The sequence below is a fragment of the Reichenbachiella sp. genome (genome assembly GCF_039941815.1).
In the GTDB taxonomy this organism is placed as follows: Bacteria; Bacteroidota; Bacteroidia; order Cytophagales; family Cyclobacteriaceae; genus Reichenbachiella.
This window is the reverse complement of record NZ_JBDVDW010000014.1, coordinates 39,300-56,769: the sequence shown is the minus strand read 5'-3', so window position 1 is coordinate 56,769 and position 17,470 is coordinate 39,300. Positions and strand designations below refer to the sequence as shown.

Annotated in this window: 18 protein-coding genes; 15 read left to right on the top strand and 3 right to left on the bottom strand. The window is 38.6% G+C overall.

The window, feature by feature from the left end:
- Position 1 precedes the first annotated feature (1 nt).
- The 5 genes from ABJF11_RS01140 (at position 2) to ABJF11_RS01120 (ending at position 3,552) form a co-directional block, all read left to right on the top strand.
- Entirely contained in the window at positions 2–433 is a 432-nt protein-coding gene (locus ABJF11_RS01140; protein WP_348117331.1) for a hypothetical protein, read from the top strand.
- Between the two features lie 42 nt (positions 434–475).
- A complete protein-coding gene (locus ABJF11_RS01135; protein WP_348117330.1) occupies positions 476–871 on the top strand; it encodes a hypothetical protein in 396 nt (131 codons plus the stop codon).
- Between the two features lie 6 nt (positions 872–877).
- The gene (locus ABJF11_RS01130; RefSeq protein WP_348117329.1) at positions 878–1,285 is read left to right on the top strand and encodes a hypothetical protein; all 408 of its coding nucleotides are present in this window, start codon (positions 878–880) and stop codon (positions 1,283–1,285) included.
- Positions 1,286–1,450: 165 nt separating this feature from the next.
- Positions 1,451–1,978 (top strand): hypothetical protein, encoded by a 528-nt coding sequence (locus tag ABJF11_RS01125; RefSeq protein ID WP_348117328.1) that lies wholly within the window; start codon positions 1,451–1,453, stop codon positions 1,976–1,978.
- Between the two features lie 539 nt (positions 1,979–2,517).
- Positions 2,518–3,552 (top strand): hypothetical protein, encoded by a 1,035-nt coding sequence (locus ABJF11_RS01120; protein ID WP_348117326.1) that lies wholly within the window; start codon positions 2,518–2,520, stop codon positions 3,550–3,552.
- A 365-nt stretch (positions 3,553–3,917) separates the two neighbouring features.
- Here the strand turns inward: ABJF11_RS01120 and ABJF11_RS01115 are convergent, their stop codons facing one another.
- From ABJF11_RS01115 to ABJF11_RS01105, 3 genes are all read right to left on the bottom strand, one after another.
- Positions 3,918–4,304: a hypothetical protein gene (locus ABJF11_RS01115; RefSeq protein WP_348117325.1), complete on the bottom strand. Its 387-nt coding sequence runs from the start codon at positions 4,302–4,304 to the stop codon at positions 3,918–3,920.
- A gap of 125 nt (positions 4,305–4,429) precedes the next feature.
- The gene (locus ABJF11_RS01110) at positions 4,430–6,502 is read right to left on the bottom strand and encodes a helix-hairpin-helix domain-containing protein (protein WP_348117324.1); all 2,073 of its coding nucleotides are present in this window, start codon (positions 6,500–6,502) and stop codon (positions 4,430–4,432) included.
- Positions 6,499–7,314: a hypothetical protein gene (locus ABJF11_RS01105; RefSeq protein WP_348117322.1), complete on the bottom strand. Its 816-nt coding sequence runs from the start codon at positions 7,312–7,314 to the stop codon at positions 6,499–6,501. The genes ABJF11_RS01110 and ABJF11_RS01105 overlap by 4 nt, the downstream gene beginning before the upstream one ends.
- A gap of 76 nt (positions 7,315–7,390) precedes the next feature.
- Here ABJF11_RS01105 and ABJF11_RS01100 point away from each other — a divergent pair, with 76 nt between their 5' ends.
- The 10 genes from ABJF11_RS01100 to ABJF11_RS01055 all read left to right on the top strand — a co-directional run bounded on the left by ABJF11_RS01100 (position 7,391) and on the right by ABJF11_RS01055 (position 17,301).
- Positions 7,391–7,591: a hypothetical protein gene (locus tag ABJF11_RS01100; RefSeq protein ID WP_348117320.1), complete on the top strand. Its 201-nt coding sequence runs from the start codon at positions 7,391–7,393 to the stop codon at positions 7,589–7,591.
- An 87-nt stretch (positions 7,592–7,678) separates the two neighbouring features.
- The gene (locus ABJF11_RS01095; protein ID WP_348117318.1) at positions 7,679–8,668 is read left to right on the top strand and encodes an SMP-30/gluconolactonase/LRE family protein; all 990 of its coding nucleotides are present in this window, start codon (positions 7,679–7,681) and stop codon (positions 8,666–8,668) included.
- Between the two features lie 141 nt (positions 8,669–8,809).
- The gene (locus tag ABJF11_RS01090) at positions 8,810–9,604 is read left to right on the top strand and encodes a thymidylate synthase (protein WP_348117316.1); all 795 of its coding nucleotides are present in this window, start codon (positions 8,810–8,812) and stop codon (positions 9,602–9,604) included.
- A 167-nt stretch (positions 9,605–9,771) separates the two neighbouring features.
- Entirely contained in the window at positions 9,772–10,446 is a 675-nt protein-coding gene (gene sdaAB / locus ABJF11_RS01085; RefSeq protein ID WP_348117314.1) for an L-serine ammonia-lyase, iron-sulfur-dependent subunit beta, read from the top strand.
- A 6-nt stretch (positions 10,447–10,452) separates the two neighbouring features.
- Positions 10,453–11,907, top strand: a complete 1,455-nt coding sequence (locus tag ABJF11_RS01080; RefSeq protein ID WP_348117312.1) for a TolC family protein — start codon at positions 10,453–10,455, stop codon at positions 11,905–11,907.
- Positions 11,908–11,911: 4 nt separating this feature from the next.
- On the top strand, positions 11,912–13,255 hold the full coding sequence (locus ABJF11_RS01075) for an efflux RND transporter periplasmic adaptor subunit (protein ID WP_348117309.1): 1,344 nt from the start codon (positions 11,912–11,914) through the stop codon (positions 13,253–13,255).
- A 608-nt stretch (positions 13,256–13,863) separates the two neighbouring features.
- Positions 13,864–15,717, top strand: coding sequence for a tetratricopeptide repeat protein (locus tag ABJF11_RS01070; protein WP_348117308.1), 1,854 nt, complete (start codon positions 13,864–13,866; stop codon positions 15,715–15,717).
- A gap of 287 nt (positions 15,718–16,004) precedes the next feature.
- Entirely contained in the window at positions 16,005–16,439 is a 435-nt protein-coding gene (locus ABJF11_RS01065; RefSeq protein ID WP_348117306.1) for a globin domain-containing protein, read from the top strand.
- 32 nt (positions 16,440–16,471) lie between these two features.
- Positions 16,472–16,918 carry a hypothetical protein gene (locus ABJF11_RS01060; RefSeq protein WP_348117304.1) on the top strand — a complete coding sequence of 149 codons (447 nt, stop codon included), beginning with the start codon at positions 16,472–16,474 and terminating at the stop codon, positions 16,916–16,918.
- The gene (locus tag ABJF11_RS01055) at positions 16,915–17,301 is read left to right on the top strand and encodes a hypothetical protein (protein WP_348117303.1); all 387 of its coding nucleotides are present in this window, start codon (positions 16,915–16,917) and stop codon (positions 17,299–17,301) included. Before ABJF11_RS01060 ends, ABJF11_RS01055 begins: the two co-directional genes overlap by 4 nt.
- Positions 17,302–17,470: the final 169 nt, after the last annotated feature.

Sequence of the window (17,470 nt, the reverse complement as noted above, 5' to 3'; positions counted from 1 at the left end):
TATGAAGATACTAGCAGCGCTATTAACGATAGCTTTTGGCATGGACGATTCAATTGATCAACAAAAAGAACAAGTATTTATATATGAATACAGTACTAAAATCTATGGACAGGCAATAATCGGTTTCTTGATTGTCGATAGTATGTCAAATATGACTCAGACTGTTTTTAAACTAAGTTGCAAGGGTAAAAAAACTGTTAAAATAAAAAAGAGCTCAAAAAGCTACACAGGAGTATATGAGAGGAATCAAGACGAAGATTTTTTTTTAATGAACGATAAAATTTGGTGCTACGCTAGTGAAAATTTCAGATCAAACAAAAAATATTCCGACCTTATCTATGAAGCCATTGATGATGATTTTATGAAAGTTGAAAATAGTAAAAGATTGATGCTTTTGGAAGACTTGATAAATCGATCGTCATCTAAAGAGTAAACCCATACTGGAATTTTAGAAGATAAAACGGGCGACAAGTTATTGTCATTTGATCCTAAGTCAAAAGGTCCTGCACCAAGCTCAATTGCATTGTTAAAGGATAGAATAAAAGGAAGTATTGCAGGTGCCAAGAAAAGTTGTAATTATAAAAAATTTGCAATTGCCATAAAAAAGGGAACTCCTGATTATTCTGTCCCAGTTAAATTATCTAAATCTGTAAGTGCAACAGTGAATAAACCATTATTTAAGGCACTCAAAGGATTTAGTAAAATTATTCCATATCAAGGATGCACTACGAATTGCGTGAATATGGGATCGCTTAGCTTATGGCTAAACGGTATACCAAACATAGGTATTCATCCGTTTCTCTTACATTCTAGCATGACAGCATATAATGCTGGAGTTAGACCGGATTTATTTAGCTACTATTTACATTGATTGATTATGTTAACAAAATTTATAGCATTTGCATGTGTGATGGTCATTGGAATTACGAACTCTCAAGAGCGGCAGGTTCATGAATCTCTACTTATCAAACATAATTTTAAAGTCATCGATAATGGTTTTTTTGTTTTTTGTGAATCTTCAGAAAATGATGGAATAAGTGAAACAACTTTCAGTTATAGCATTAACTTAAAAAAGAAAAATTTTAATGTGGTTTTACTTGAAAGCAAAAGTTTGACAACAATTAGCGATTCCTACTTAGTCGAGTTTGATAATAGCATTAATTGGAATCAAAAGAGAACCGGTTCTTACCAAGAGAGGTATTTTTTGGTTTTTGATTCGGCATTTATAAAATGGAATAATTCTGAAAAATTAAGATTCTTTTTAAATGAAAGTAAGAAGAAGTAGAATTACCTCCGATCGAGCGCGTTTAGCTTTTTTAGCGTAACGCGTTCGTGTTATTGAAGGAACTGGAATCCCGATCTTTAGTGAGGATGAGGAGTCTGTCGTGGGATTTTTAATGAGTATCCCCCAGAGATTGAATACATTTGTTAGACGCCCAGATGTGGTCCTATGGAAAGAATCGGTATTTTTTTATTTATAGTTTTTGTTAATGTATTTTCATTAAAATGCCAGAATAGCTCGGAGCCTCATTTTACCCAGGCGGAATTGGAAGAGTTTGAGTTGTTAAATCTTTGTCATTGTCATGAATATCTCACATTAAGAAATTATGATTATATTAAGTGGATATCTGAAGAATGGAAAGAAAAACGTCTCGAGGAAATTGAAAACACTGTATTTGGGCAGTATCAGACACGACGACGAATTAATCCATATTTTCAAACGAAATATGACAGTTCGTTGTTTTTAAAGAATGGGTTTTCGGTTTACCTAGGTGCTGAAATGAATTTTAGGAGGTTGGACAGCTTGTATTATGAGCCTATTGTTCAACATTATGTAAGAAAAATAAGTAAAACTGAAAATTTGCCTTATTTGGGATTAGGGGATAATAATTTTTTTATGGACTGTTTTTATAAGGTTAAAGAAATTCCTTTAGAACAAGAATTAGAATACTTTTTAAGAGCTAATAAAAGAAAATAAAGAAGCGCCACCATCTGGCGCAAGCATTTGCTTGAGTCTATACGATCTGAAAGAACTTGAAATCCCACTGTCTGTAAAGGCTCTGCTCGATCGCGTTTAGCTTTTTCAGCGTAACGCGTTTGTGGTATTGAAGGAACTGGAATCCCGATCATTAGTGAGGTTGGGATTTTTTTATTGTGCTAGTTTTTGGATTTGCTTTTTAGTGATAAAAGCGTCGATTAGTTTTTTGACCACATTGCGGTCTGATCGGGCGCGTTTGTAACGCGTTCGTCTGAGTAATGAAATGAAGTCTGATCGTAGCTGGTCCGGCTACCATTAAGTGAAAGATAATAAACTAGTCAATGGATTTGGTTCGTTTCGCTCCGAAGAAACGCCATGAAAGAGAGGTAGCTATAGTGCATCAATACTTTATCACAAGGGTTGAATGAGTTTGAAGCTTACGGTTCGGCAATCTGAAAAAAATAATCCCTATTCATTGAGAAGTGAACGGTGTTTTTTTTAAAACTATTAAAAGAATAAAGAACAAAAAATATTTATATATGAGAATAATATTAAGCATGATATTATTAATGGGATACTTGAATGGCCAAAGCCAAGATTACAAAATAAGTATGTCAGAAGTCAGACAGCCAATTACATTCAAAAGTTATAACATAATAAATGTTATTGACGGAAGAAAAGACAAAACTACTATTGGTTTTGTCCAAAAAGGAATGGCGAATAAAAAGGTAAATGCTGTTTTTAGTAATGGTCTGAACACAGAGGTGTATAGCTACGTGAAGAGAAGCTTGCCATTGAATTTAGAGATTAAGCCGATTGTAGTGAGAGTGAATTATCTGAAAATTTCTGAACTTACAAGAGCCAGCTCAGAGAGGGCTTTTGTCAAACTTGGGATTGATTTCCTGATCAAGCAGGATACCACATATCTACTGTTATTAAATAGTAAAAGTTCTATTGAGAGCAAAGGCTTAGATGTGACAAAACAGCATCCAGAAAATATTGCATTGGCCATAAAAAAGTGCTTTGAAAAACTGGACAAAATCGATTTGGACAGCCTGGATCTAGACATGCTGAGTGCTGTACTTGCAGATGATTCAGTCAGTGCCGAGCAAAAATTTGACCTGAGCCAATACTCTGGATTACAACAGAGACCAAAAAAAGGAGTTTACAAAACATTTGAGGAATTCCTCTCTAATCAACCATTAGAGACAGATTTCGATCTTGAAGTAGAGCCGCGAACAACTAAAGGTTGGGAAGGTACATTTAGTTCTATTCTTAGATATCCTGGCTCGAAGAGGAAAATGAAAAATGTATGGGGTTTTTCGGATGGCATTTCTAGGCATATTTTCCATCAGGGGGATTACTTTAAAATAGAAATAACTGATGACGGTGTTCATTTTGTCGGATATGATGAGATGGATTTTTCCAGTACCTCGATGGCTGGGTTTATGGGGGGTGCGATAGGAGCTGGAATAGCATCGGCTGCAGTTGTATCTACCGCAAAAAAAAATAAGGTGACCTACAAAATTAATCTTGAAGAAGCCGGAACAATAGAACCTCAGGATTCGGAGTAGATCTAGTCTGGTTAAGTTTGTTTATGAACCACCACCGAACGTGTTTAGCTTTTTCAGCGTAACGCGTTTGTGATATTGAAGAAACTGGACTGGGTCTGCTACCATTGACTGAACAGTAAGTTAAGCTCGTAGGAGTTAAATTTACTGATAATGACAAGAGAAAGGGGACAAAAGAAGTAGCTGATGAATTGAGTACTCGTGCAGAATTAGTTTACCTATGGGGACGTGAATATGAATAGTTTGCGGAAGGTAGGAATAAATTCCGAATCATCCTCGAAGGAAAATTTCAAATGTCAATCGACAATAAATGCGGCTCTGTGTAGTCACATCTACGCACATTTTGACCGAATGGTGAACCTTATTCACTACACTTTTTTATACTCTTCGATTAATTTGTTCTTTACTTTGAGTAGTTCATTTAGTCCTTGTATGTGCTCTTTGAGCAATTGTATTTCAATATCCTTTCCAGCAATCACATTATAAATACCGTCATGTGATTCTACATTCTCGATTGCCTTACCTACCTCGTGGTAATCATCAATCAGCATTTCTCCCTTGCCAGTGACCAACCATATCGGGTTGAGTTCAGGATATAACTTACATATTCGTTCAAGTACATCAGTGCTTACCGACCCGTCTTTGGTGGCTTCATACCGAATATCCTCTTTATCCAGCCCGATTTTCGAATTTAGCTGGTCCGATTCCAAGGATTTGTTTTGAATGAATTTGAATATTCTATGAATAATTTTCATTTTCTGTTAGGCTGCGAATTAGGTAGTTAAATTACCCAAAAATACCAAGATTATCTCCTTCCATCAGTCAACATATTATTCTATTTCGGAATAATGAGTAGTGCTGGGCTTAGTCCCATGAGGTCCTAGAATTTGTATCTAACCTGAAACTTCACATCGCTTCGCGTCGAACCTTGAATTTCGTTTAGTCCTGACCCAACCGTTGATTGATTTCTATAGTCAAAGCGGCTATATCTGGCCCAAATTGTCATTTTTCTGGTTGGCTTGTATTGTACCATGAGATAGTTGCGCATGCCCTGATTGGCATATGCGTTGATAGAAAAGACATAAAGTAAGTTTTTCTCAAATACGTACTGGCGATTTTCATAATCTTCCGTGTCGAATATCGCTATTCGCGTGCTGATTGTGAATTTCTTAATCTTGATATTTAAGTCTTGGATCAAGGCTATGCCATGTGTGCTGGTTTGATCTAAATCATATGTACTAAACTGGACTCGAGATTTTAACGTCAGGACTTCATTAGCCGAAAAATCTAGATTTGTCACATAATTCCGCTTTATTCCATTTTCAAGTCGGTTTAGATTGCCTCCTTCTGAAGCAATGGATACTTCCTTGGCTTGCTCACGAAATTGAGCAAAGAGTTTGATTTTCTTAGTGGGTTTGTAATCAATTCTGAATAGGTATTCGTAGCCTTGAGAAGGGGAATCAACTCCAAATTTTAACCATGGAAACTTAAAGCTGTCATAATAAGCTGCCAACTGAATACGTCGATTCGGAGTGACTTTAAGCCCCCAATACAACCCAGTTTCATTTATGTTTCTAGAGCTCTCACCAAACGAATTTCCGTAAAAGGAATGATAGTCTTTGCTGTAGTTCCGAAAATGAAAACTAATAGAGACTATAGGAGAGAGGCTTCCGATAAATCCGCCGACTGCTGCGGTACCTCCCGATCTTGATCTTGCCAATTCAGAGAAAAGCAGGAAGTTTTCCCAGTTGTAATTTGCAAAAAGGCTCATATTGTAGTTTTCATCGCCCTTAAACTCGAATTGATTATAGTTATTTGGTGTCTTCAGAATAGGTACAGAGAAGTGATTGTGTAAGAAAGTAGCGCCTATTTGCAAATTGCTACCCTTTAAATCATTGTAGGTGATATTCATGCCAAATGATTGTTCGGTTATACCTTTTCTCGACTCTAATTCAGAATAAGTACGATGCATACCAATGTTTTGAATTCCAGTGATGTACTCTTCATAGACGCCCGAAAAATCTTGAGAGCGAATAACTCCATCTTGTTTTAGTTTAGAGTAGAATGGAGTGATTTCAATTTTATCTATGGTGTAGGTGAGAGCTGCTCCTCGCATAAAACTAGTCTCCAAGGCTGAAGTATAGGGCCTGAGTCCTGCATTGCCTCTTTTTACCGTAGTGATGGTCTCACCGCCTTTGCCAGGGTTGAATCCTGCACCAAGGACAAGACCTTGTCCGAATTGCATTTGATAATCTCCTAGAGCAACGCTTTTAAAATTTCCTTTGTTCGATAAAAATAGATGATAGGAATAGTAGTCAAACCCATATTTTTTGTTTTCAGAATCGAAAGAAATCTGTTCACCAGCATCCTTCTCGAAAGTCAGTCCAATACTGAAATCCTTTGTATGGCTCGATCTAAACCGACCATATACTTTGTTCTTCGAGCCTAGATATCTCGAAGAATCCTCTCTTATGTACCCTTCTTGATCTTCAATTACGCTTTCAGTGCGAAGAATCAAATAGTTGTTTTTTTCTTTTGTGATTCGTTGAATTAGATTTCCTCTAGTGGAATAATCACCGGGAGACCTTACTTCTACAAATGGCAATAGATTGTTGATGGTGATTCTGTCAAAGCCTTCTATCACCTGGAGCTCATATATGGACAGCATTGGACCATTTTTATCCAGATAATCAATCAGATTATTAATTTGGTAGATATTTAGATGATAGAGAGTATTGAGTTCATTTTTGGAAGTGGAGTTGAGATTTATCGGATTGGCATAAAGTTGATACAGTGTTTCGTACTGATCCTCATAGTTGATGTCTTCGTCGGGTATTTGAAAAAGATTTTCAATGAACTCTTGAATATCTATGCTGTTCCTATCGAATTGTTGTGCATTGAGAGAAAGATCAAAACTTAAAACTAATATCGCTATGGTAATGGTTTTCTTCAATCCTTGAATCGATACACCAAAGACAGTTCATGTATGCCGCCAAGGTCTGGGTTATTGTTGTAGGCATAGTCAATATTTATTTTTCCCGGAGTAAAGCCTATTCCAAAACTGCTTTCAAATGGTTGAGTATGAAATCCCGTTCTTAAGACTACTTGGTCTATTACATAATACTCCAATCCAATTTTGAAGACCGCATCCTGATCAATATCTTTCTCCACCTCTAGATTGATCATGAGGTCATTTCCCGGCCTATAACTTAGGCCTGTTTTCATTATTGTTGGAATTCTTTCATCAGTTGTTTTAGATAATCGAGCTTGATTCAGATTAGAAACATGCGCACCAAAATAAAGCTGTTCAGTAAGTTTGGCCCTTCCTCCAAAATCTATGAGTAAGGTTTTTCTACTGCCCGCACCCTCCACATTTAGCTGATAATATCCAATGTTAAGTCCTAGACTTACAATTCCAAATTGATTGCTAAACCCTAGATTGAGCCGTTGCTCATTGAATAATTCATCTCCAAACCTAAATACACCTAAGCCTGCTGTACCACCCCAAATAGGGTATATACCACCGAAAGCGAGACTGGTGAATTCTGTCAAGCCGTATTTGTTTTTGATAGAGGTAAAGATGGCTTTGTCTCGTGCTGCTGCAAGGCCTCCAATGTTGTTGTATAAGGACCATTCGTCGCCAAGCGTTAATGAGGCCCCACCTAGGGCTGCAGATCGGGCACCCATACCATAATTTCCATTTTGTGCATATAGAGCGTAACTAAATGAGAAAATAGCCAGGCAGAAAAGTTTGAATTTTTTCATTTATTGCAAACTAATAATTCTTCAAATCAAATTCTGGGATTTAACAATATTGTAATATTGCTCTAGAAAATAAATTATGAGTATCGCACTAGATAATATCCGTACCAACAAGAAATATGTACTCACTAATTATGGGGAGCAATTTGAATTTGCCGTTGTGGAAATTCAATCCGATAATGAGTTTTTACTTAAAGATTTAAACACTTTAGAGTTGTACTACATGTCCGAGCTGATAGGCCGAGGAACAGGGAAGGATTTTAGTATCTGGGAAAAGTAAACTTTGACCTCCGTTATTGTTACATATCCCCACCATTGAATTCAATACAGTATATCAACTTTACACCACCAAATTATAACTATTAATATGAAGTTGTTCAACATGATAGCCTTCTTGGTAGCAGTATGCCAGGTGACCAGCTGTCAGCAAAAGGCAGAAACTACCAGTCAGGATATTGATGGCATTGATCATTGGGAAGCATCACTTTATGTGGAGATGCAAAACAAACTAGGCGAAGGGGCTATTTATAACTATGTGACCAGAGAATTTTGGCATATAGACATTGAAGGAAAGTCGTTTTATACCACCCGAGTTGATGATAAGAAACAAAGACAATTCGAAGTGGGACAAAGGATAGGCACGATCGTACCCAGTGATTCGAATCGTGCAGTAGTGGCACTTCAAGACGGTATTTACAGCTATTCGCTTTTGTCGAACGAAATGAACCTCATTTGCAGTCCGGAAGATACAATACCTAATATCCGATACAATGATGGTAAGTGCGATTCCCAAGGCAGACTATGGGTAGGCTCGATGGGATTGAATCAAAAAAAATATCGAGCTTCATTGTATAGTATAGCGTACGGGGAGCCAAGACAACGACTGGATAGTATTACCATATCCAACGGAATTGTTTGGTCAGGAGACAACCAGACGATGTACTATACAGATACGCCTGATGGCAACGTAAAAGCCTTTGACTTCGATGAAAAGACCGGCGACATTTCTAATAAAAGAATAGTGATTGAAATTGGAGAACTGGGATTTCCAGACGGTATGGCCATCGATGCAGAAGGAATGCTTTGGATAGCCCTATGGAACGGAAATATGGTAGGCAGATGGGATCCGTCCACAGGACAACTTATAGGTAAGGTGAGTGTGCCCGCACATAATATCACGTCATGTGCGTTTGTCGGTGATAGCCTGGATTCATTGATTATCACTACTGCGAGAGTGGATATGTCCGATGATGAACTGAAAGCTAATCCACTATCAGGTAGTTTATTTGTCGTGGTACCAGGTGTTCGAGGGGTGAAAAGCCACTTCTATCAAATGGCACCAGAGAATCAACCATAAAGATTAATTGTATGCTAAGTAAAGGACTCATATCAATGTATGAGTCCTTTTTTTGTCTATATCTGATTGGAAGGCTGGCCAAATCGATGGATTCAATTACCTTTATGATCTCAATTACAAACCCATAATTTCTAGGTAATCATGAAGCAATATCATCAACTCATGCGGAGAATTCTGGACGAAGGCGTTCAGAAGGGAGACCGCACTGGTACAGGTACGAAAAGCGTGTTTGGGCATCAAATGCGTTTTGATTTATCCGAAGGGTTTCCTGTATTAACAACCAAAAAGGTGCACCTTCGATCCATTATACATGAGCTGCTGTGGTTTCTTAGAGGTGATAGCAACATTAAATATCTAAAAGATAATGGAGTGTCTATTTGGGATGAGTGGGCAGATGAAAATGGTGAACTCGGTCCTGTATATGGGGTGCAGTGGCGAAGCTGGCCAACACAATCTGGTGAGACTATCGACCAGATCACTCAGTTAATACATGACATCAAAACCAATCCAAATTCACGCAGGTTGATTGTAAGTGCTTGGAATGTGGCTGAAGTGTCTAGTATGGCCTTGCCACCATGCCATGCCTTTTTTCAGTTTTATGTCGCTGAGGGAAAACTAAGCTGTCAACTTTATCAACGAAGTGCAGATGTGTTTTTAGGTGTTCCATTTAATATTGCCTCCTATGCCTTACTGACCATGATGGTGGCGCAAGTATGTGATTTGGAGCCTGGAGACTTTGTCCACACATTCGGTGATGCTCATCTATATTCCAATCATATGGAGCAAACAGAGCTACAGTTGAGCAGAGGTTTTCGTCCATTACCTAAAATGATAATCAACCCAGAAGTCAAAGATATTTTTGGTTTTACCTATGAGGATTTCAAACTGGAAAACTATGACCCGCATCCGCATATCAAAGGCGCTGTAGCGGTCTGATTTCAATCCCACATGTTCATGTAAGTATTCAGAAGATTAAATTTTATCTTGCTGTAATAAATATTTCATTCGTACAACTAATCACACGATGTAACGATTATCAGATCTATTCAGTCTACTGAATAATTGGACAATTGGTGAAGTCAAATGATGCAAACATAAGTTAAGTGGAAAAAAGTAGTGTATTTGATATGATAGGACCAGTTATGATAGGTCCATCCAGCTCACACACCGCAGGTGTGGTGAGAATTGCCAGAGTAGGGGTCAGATTGCTTGGGGGCATCCCTGACGAAGCAGAAGTCATATTTTACAACTCGTTTGCCCGAACCTATGAAGGGCACGGAAGTGATCGGGCCATCATTGCAGGACTACTTGATTTTAAAACCGACGACAAAAGGATAAAGACTTCATTCGACGAGGCGAAAAAATCCGGATTGAAATACACTTTCAAGTCAGTAGGCAATGCTTCTACCAAACACCCGAATACAATTCGATTGAAGCTCAAAAAAGGCAATCAATCAGTAGAAATGGAAGGCGAGAGTAGAGGAGGAGGAGTCGTGAAAATCGTCGAAGTCAACGGTTTCACGGCAGGTTTCTCAGCCAATCTCCATACGATAATAATAGAGGCAAATGATGCCAGAGGAAGCATCACTTTTATAACCAGCGTAATAGCTCAGGATGATTGCAATATTGCTACCATGACAGTATCGCGTAAGGGCAAAAATGACTTGGCCTGTCAGATTTTAGAGATGGATTCTGGACTGAATGACATTACCTTGCAGTATTTGAGGAGCTTGAACTGGATCCGTCGGGTCATTTATATACCGGACATTGATAAGTAAAACACAATGAATAAAAACCAATTTAAAAAGACATTTCTGATTATTGCTGCGGTCCTTATGATGAATTCGGGCTGGGCACAGGATTACAGCTACTCGCTGGAGGAATGTATCAGGATCGCCTATGAGAAAAACCTAACTATCCAGCGGAGCAAGATAGATGTGAAAGTAAGTGAAGTCACTAAAAATCAGAGTAGGATGGAAAGGCTTCCTAACTTCAACATGACAGCAAACTATGGAGCTAACTGGGGACGCTCTATAGACCCCACCACCAACACTTTCATCACCCAGCAAAATAACTCATCCAATATCAACGGTCAAACTAACCTGACGGTATTTAATGGACTGCAAATCGCCAATAGTATCAAGCAGGCGCATGTCAACTATGAAGCCTCTGAAGCAGACCTTGAGAAAGCAAGAAATGACGTCGGTCTAAATGTAGCCACGCTATATCTCAACGTCATTTTTAATCAAGAGCTACTCTCCAATGCTCAATATCAATTGAACAGCACAAATCAACAACTAGATCGAACTAAAAAACTCGTAGACGCCGGAGCGTTGCCAGTGACCAATCTGCTGGACTTGCAGGCGCAGGGGGCAAGCAACGAGGTCAATGTGATCAATGCAGAAAACAGCTACAATCTGGCCATTCTCAATTTGAAGCAGGCCTTGCTTATACCGGCAGGAGACCCATTTCAAATAGAAATACCGGAGCTGAATCCAACTGCGGATGAAACCGTGCTTATGACTCCAGAGCAGATTTATGAGACTGCTGAGCATGTGATGCCAGAGATCAAAAGTGCTCAGTTGAGGATAGAAGAAGCTGATTTGAATTATAAGATTTCAAGGGGAGCGTATATGCCAACGCTAACGCTCTCAGGCGGATTCAACACCAACTATTCCAGTTTTGCGGATCAGGACAGAGACATATTCGATGGCACCACGACAATCACACAACCAATAGGATATGTGTCCACATCCGGGGATCAAGTACTTACCGACGCGATTGTTCCTAATGTGGTTGATACCCGTTCGGGATTTCCAATCGGTGAACAGTACAGAGAAAACATCAGCAAGAGTGTAGGGGTCAATCTAAGTATTCCGGTATTTAATAGGTTTAGGACCCGTGCAGAGGTGCAGCGCTCTATGCTCAGTAAATATAGAGCAGAGGTCAATTCTCAAGAGGTTAAGAACCAGCTACGTCAGAGCATTGAGTCTGCCTACAATGATATGATAGCAGCATCTAAAACATATACTGCAAATCAAAAACAAGTGGAGGCGCTAGAAGAATCCTTTCGAGTAATCGAAAACCAATATAATCTTGGATCTGCCAATTATGTAGATTACCAAGTGGCCAACAACAACTTGTATATGGCTAAATCTGATCTTGTGAGATCTAAATTCGACTTTATCTTCAAACAAAAAATCCTGGACTTCTATTTAGGAAAATCTATTACTTTTTAAACTCATGGCTAAGAAAAAAGACAACAACAAACTGATTTACGGATTGATCGGTGTGGCAATATTATTAATTATCGTAATGGTCGTCGGTAAGAAGAAAGGATGGGTAGGAGAAGGAGACAAAACCGAAGTGACCTTAGGGAGAGCTCTAAAAGTCGATATTACTGAAAAAGTAAGTGCCTCTGGTATGATTCAACCAATAGTGGAGGTTAAAATCAGTCCGGAAGTCTCTGCTGAAATCATCGAACTCAATGTGGAAGAGGGTGATTCCGTGAAGGTGGGTGACGTACTAGTTAGGCTAAAGCCAGACAATTTGAAATCTGCATTGGATAGATCCAGGGCCTCGCTGAACCAGCAAAGGGCAAATCTTGCTGATGCCGAGGCACGACTAGCTTCAGCCAAGGCATCTTTCAAACGCTCTGAATTGGAATACAATAGACAGAGCAAACTCCACCAATCTCAAGCTATATCGAATGCAGACATGGAGTTGGCAGAAGCCAACTTCAGAATAGCTGAGCAAGATCTAACCTCAGCTGAGAAAAATGTAGAGGCAGCCAAATATGTGGTGCAAAGTGCCTTAGCCACTGTGAAAGAAGCCAATGAAAATCTGATGTTTACTACGATTTCAGCCCCGATGAGTGGTATTGTATCCAAGTTAGATGTCGAAAAGGGCGAGCGCGTGGTTGGTACCTCACAAATGGCAGGTACTGAAATGATGCGCATAGCCGACTTAGGCAACATGGAAGTTAGAGTCGATGTCAACGAAAATGACATAGTGCGAGTGGGTCTTGGCAACGAGGTGGAAATTGATGTGGACGCTTATTCTTACCTGGATAAAAAGTTTATAGGAAGAGTTACCGCCATTGCCAATACGGCCAACGCAAAAGCGTCGCCTGATGCAGTAACAGAATTTGAAGTCAAAATCAGAATTTTGAACAGCTCATACAAAGAGCTTGCTACTAATAATAGAGTACCGTTTAGGCCGGGAATGACAGCCAGTGTGGATATTGTGACGGACACTAAGAGAGGCGTTCTATCTGTACCACTGGGTGCGGTGACCACCCGTGTTCCGAAGAGTGAGGATGACAACGATGATAAATCATCAAAGAGGAAACGAGAAGAAGATCTCGAAGAAGTTGTTTTTGTCTACAGTGATGGAATAGCTGAGTTGCGAGTGGTAAAGACTGGTATTAGCGATTTCGATAACATTGAAATTACCGAAGGAGTTGCTGAAGGTGAGCAAGTAGTCACAGGTCCTTATATAGCAGTATCTAAGAAACTCGAAGACGGTGATGCTATTAAAGAAGAAGAGGACAATAAGGACAAAGACGACGAAGAAGAAGAGGAATAATTTTCGGTCTGCCTTCATCCTATACTAATTCAACTACAATTAGCTGACAATAAGTGCCATAAGTTTATGCATCTCGGTCATCTATTTATTGAACAGTAGGTTTTATTGCAAATTACAATCTACAAGTAGTCTACAGAACCGATATTCCATTCATATTCTAGCTGAATAGCGCATACATCACATAACTTTATTATCGGTAGCAGATTGCAATCTATAGTTGATTCTACCATTCATAGTGATGCTCCCGATTTATCGGGAGCATTCACAATTATAGCGTCATTGATCTAAGTTAATTTTTATGTGCAGCAGATTATTTACCTACAGCTCTGTCCGGACCATAATTGTTTTTGTTACTCTCATAGTCCGAGGCCAATTTTTGCCATTGTACCTCCCAGTCAATGATTTTTCTAATAGAAATGTTTTATCTTTTAGAAAACCTCTCTAACCATACCTACAAATTCCAACCTGGTATGATCATTAATATGACAAAATCATGTTGACCAAATCATTACCGACCAGAATAATGTTCTGACTTGTAGATTTGAAAGTGTTCAAATATTACAGTTCTAAGGATTGATATTTTTTTTAGTAAGATCAAAGAAATAAGCATGCAACTACAGCTTAAAAACATTCTTCTCAGGGTTCTCAGAAGCTTTTTATATCTAGGATTTTCTTGCCATTTTCTTCTTCCTTCTGCAAATGCTCAAGAGCTTTCTACAACTCAAATAGACTCTCTGGTTCTTGCAGCCTCGAATCTTATCCAGGACAATAACAATGATAGTGTGCTTGTCCTGACCAATTACGCCATCGAGCGAAGTGCTGAACTTGATTATGATTTTGGGCAAGCCCGAGCGCTCGTAGTACAGTCCAGCTACTATTTAAACAAAGCGCAGTTGGATTCATCTGAAATCCTCTTTACCAAAGCCGAAGAAATCTATCAAAAGAATGATCTATTTGGTGACACCATTCAGTCCAAATATCATTATCTGTTCTTAACCAAGGGAGCCTGGAATATCTATAAAAGAAATTTTGACCAGGCGGAAAAACTGCTTACCAACGGAGCGGAACTTTTTCTTGAAGAAGGGGATAACAAGCGCTACATACATTGTCTCAATAGCCTTGGTCGGATCAATGGTATGAAGGGAAATTATGCTGAAGCATTGGATTATTTTTTGACCGCTTATGATAGAACGGAAAATGTCGAATCATTAAACGCATCAGTGGTTTTAGGAAATATAGCACTATGCTATAAGCACTTGGGACACATCGAAAAAGCCACTCAATATTTCAGAGATGGACTCAAATTGGATATTAAAAATGGTTGGCGAAGCCAAATGAACAAATTTAACGGTCTGGCAACCATTTATAAAGAATTGGACAATTTGGATAGTGCCATCTATTATGACAAGAAGGCTTTTGAAGCAGCACAGAAATTTGGTAACTACAGTACTGCCGTTATTTCCTTGGGAAATCTAGCCCAGTACTACGTTCTCAAGCGAGAAATAGAGTTGGCAAATACAATGATGAAAGAGGCCTTGCAACTGGCCGATAGTGCAGGAATCAATAGCGTAGAAGAACAATTTGATATAATAAAGGCGGAAGTTTTTTATGATGAACAGCAATACGACAGCACCTTGTATTATGCCCGGAGAGCCTTGGCCTCTACTTCGCAATATTCACATCGAAAATTCTCTTCTATCATCACCCACCTGATGTCTAACACTTTTGAACAACTCGGCGTCCTGGATTCCTCCTTGTATTATCTCAGGACGCATCATGCCTATGAAGATTCTCTTTTTAATAAAGACAATCAGAGAAAAGTAACCGAGCTCTATACTAAAATGGAGACCATGGAAAAGGAAAAGGAAATCAAGCTACTTCAAAAGAATAAAGAAGTGGAGGCATTGAAAAAAGAAAGACTCATCGTTCTCATTTTTGCCATTATTACTGTAGCCGGGTTGCTGGTAGTAGTTCTGATTTATAGACATAAAAATAGGCTTAAAAAGGAGGAACTCAAGCAAATCAATCTTCAGAAGAACCTGGAACAAGGACAAGCTGATCTATACAAGCAGACCTTGAATATGATACATATGAACAATTGCATGGATAATCTGGAGAATCAAGTAAAGGAAATCATGACGAAGAATAATGATCATGAATTCAGAAAAATTCTTCATACCATTCGGATGAATAAATCACTAAAGAAAGATTGGGAGAATTTCAATAACTATTTTTCTAATTCACACTCAGAATTTTATGAACGACTCTCTTCGCTAAATGACAAACTTTCCAATCACGAGAAAAGAGTTTGTGCCCTGATTAAGTTGAATTTGAGCAATAGAGAAATTGCAACAATTTTGAATATAGAAAACAGAAGCGCAATAATGATCAAGTATAGAATCAAGAAAAAAATAGGTTTAGAAGAGCACAATGACCTCAATAGATATGTTCAGGAACTTTAGTCTTGTCCAACATATATTCTAGTGTTTTTCCAAAAATGAGCGCTACATCGTGTGGCTGGAATTTATCGAATAGCAATACTTATCTACATATTGGTGGCATATAGGTGAGTGCCAAAAATGTACCTTCATATCTTTTTTTGGACGATTTTATCTGAAACCGTAGACTATTTGTAAACCCCCGCTGTCACGGTGAACTACTGTTTGAATACTATTTGTAGACTGCTTTTCTAGGGCAATCACTTGCCTCTGCATTTACATTTACTTCCAAAGAATAAACTGAAGTAACTATGAATGAACAAGAATTAAGACTAGTAAAGTCCTGCTGGGAATCTATAGCACCGAATGCTATTCCATTGGCCACAAAATTTTACAATGATCTGTTTGAGGCAAAGCCAGAGTATAGAAGGCTTTTCACAGGAGATATGGACAAACAAGCTGAAAAACTGATGATGACACTTGGTTTTTTGATGGCCAATGTAGATCGAATGGACACTATAAAAGATGCAGTATATAAGCTTGGAGCGCTGCACAATAAGTTTAATGTATTGCCAGAATATTATCCACCTGTGCAAAAGGCACTGATCGATTCTATCGAGTACTATATGGGTGATCAATGGACCAAGGATCATGACGATGCGTGGAATAAACTGATCTCTGCAGTAGCCGCTTTGATGATCGAAGGTTCGGCAAAGAAGCGGTTTACATGGAAGTTTTGGAAGTAGCACACCCTGATTAAGATCAAAATTCTGATACTATGAAGGATCTAAACAACCGGGAAAGGGAAAATATTAGAAAAACCTGGAAAGTACTTGCTCCTAATATTCATGAGTTTGCTGTCACTTTCTATTCCAATCTTCACACTATGGATCCAGCACTAGTGCCCACATTCGATAGTGATTTGGATATCAATAAACAAGCTGATAAAGCGCTGTATTCGCTAGGATTCATTGTGGCGTCTTTGGATAACTTTCTTGTGGCAAATGAAGGAATCAAGAAGAAGCTCAATAGTGTATTTAGCGATCATAAGCAGATCAAAAAACCTGATAAGGACAAGGTGATAAAGGCATTTTTGATGGCCTTAAAATCTACCGTACGTCAGACGTGGAATAATGAAATAGCGATATCCTGGTATCGACTTTTATCACTGATTACGCTCATCGCTATGGAAGGCAAAATTGAATTTGAAGCCCAACTGATATGAATAACAATAATCATGTACCTACTAATAGAACGCCAAATGCGATGAAAATTAAAAATTGGTGTGTCGATACCTTTTCAGCATCTAGCTGGCTCATCATAGTTTCCAGATGTTACCCAGAATTGCTACAGTGTGATCGGAAGGTCTCTATTGTCAACATTCATGAAAAGACGGTTTTTGACGAAGATCATGTCAGAGTGCTAAACCGCTGTATCGTCGAGTTATACGATTGTGTGATACCAGAGCCCGTAAGTGGCTATTTCACTGCCATGGAAGGTAAAAAAGGCTTTAAGATAGAGTGGCTAGATCGGGTGACCGGAAGGATGAAAATTTCATATACTCTGAAACGGCCCATTACCTGGTTTACAGGTTTACTAAAACAATAAATCAGATGATTCATTTTACCGGAAATTCAAAGTCTTGTTTTGAGAGCAATGGATTTTAAAACATGGGCACTCACTGCAAGACCTAGGGTTTCTGGCCATAAACTCCGCTTTTACTAATGCTCAGGTAAAGTTATTTGATGAAACAGTCTTCGATTTGTATCGAGTCAAT

What these genes read in the sequence shown, in the direction of transcription:
- ABJF11_RS01105 (WP_348117322.1), bottom strand. Translation starts at nt 7,314, where the DNA reads ATGAAAAAATTCAAACTTTTCTGCCTGGCTATTTTCTCATTTAGTTAC.
- ABJF11_RS01100 (WP_348117320.1), top strand. Translation starts at nt 7,391, where the DNA reads ATGAGTATCGCACTAGATAATATCCGTACCAACAAGAAATATGTACTC.
- ABJF11_RS01115 (WP_348117325.1), bottom strand. Translation starts at nt 4,304, where the DNA reads ATGAAAATTATTCATAGAATATTCAAATTCATTCAAAACAAATCCTTG.
- ABJF11_RS01140 (WP_348117331.1), top strand. Translation starts at nt 2, where the DNA reads ATGAAGATACTAGCAGCGCTATTAACGATAGCTTTTGGCATGGACGAT.
- ABJF11_RS01060 (WP_348117304.1), top strand. Translation starts at nt 16,472, where the DNA reads ATGAAGGATCTAAACAACCGGGAAAGGGAAAATATTAGAAAAACCTGG.
- ABJF11_RS01120 (WP_348117326.1), top strand. Translation starts at nt 2,518, where the DNA reads ATGAGAATAATATTAAGCATGATATTATTAATGGGATACTTGAATGGC.
- ABJF11_RS01075 (WP_348117309.1), top strand. Translation starts at nt 11,912, where the DNA reads ATGGCTAAGAAAAAAGACAACAACAAACTGATTTACGGATTGATCGGT.
- ABJF11_RS01130 (WP_348117329.1), top strand. Translation starts at nt 878, where the DNA reads ATGTTAACAAAATTTATAGCATTTGCATGTGTGATGGTCATTGGAATT.
- ABJF11_RS01070 (WP_348117308.1), top strand. Translation starts at nt 13,864, where the DNA reads ATGCAACTACAGCTTAAAAACATTCTTCTCAGGGTTCTCAGAAGCTTT.
- ABJF11_RS01095 (WP_348117318.1), top strand. Translation starts at nt 7,679, where the DNA reads ATGAAGTTGTTCAACATGATAGCCTTCTTGGTAGCAGTATGCCAGGTG.
- ABJF11_RS01055 (WP_348117303.1), top strand. Translation starts at nt 16,915, where the DNA reads ATGAATAACAATAATCATGTACCTACTAATAGAACGCCAAATGCGATG.
- ABJF11_RS01065 (WP_348117306.1), top strand. Translation starts at nt 16,005, where the DNA reads ATGAATGAACAAGAATTAAGACTAGTAAAGTCCTGCTGGGAATCTATA.
- ABJF11_RS01090 (WP_348117316.1), top strand. Translation starts at nt 8,810, where the DNA reads ATGAAGCAATATCATCAACTCATGCGGAGAATTCTGGACGAAGGCGTT.
- ABJF11_RS01080 (WP_348117312.1), top strand. Translation starts at nt 10,453, where the DNA reads ATGAATAAAAACCAATTTAAAAAGACATTTCTGATTATTGCTGCGGTC.
- ABJF11_RS01125 (WP_348117328.1), top strand. Translation starts at nt 1,451, where the DNA reads ATGGAAAGAATCGGTATTTTTTTATTTATAGTTTTTGTTAATGTATTT.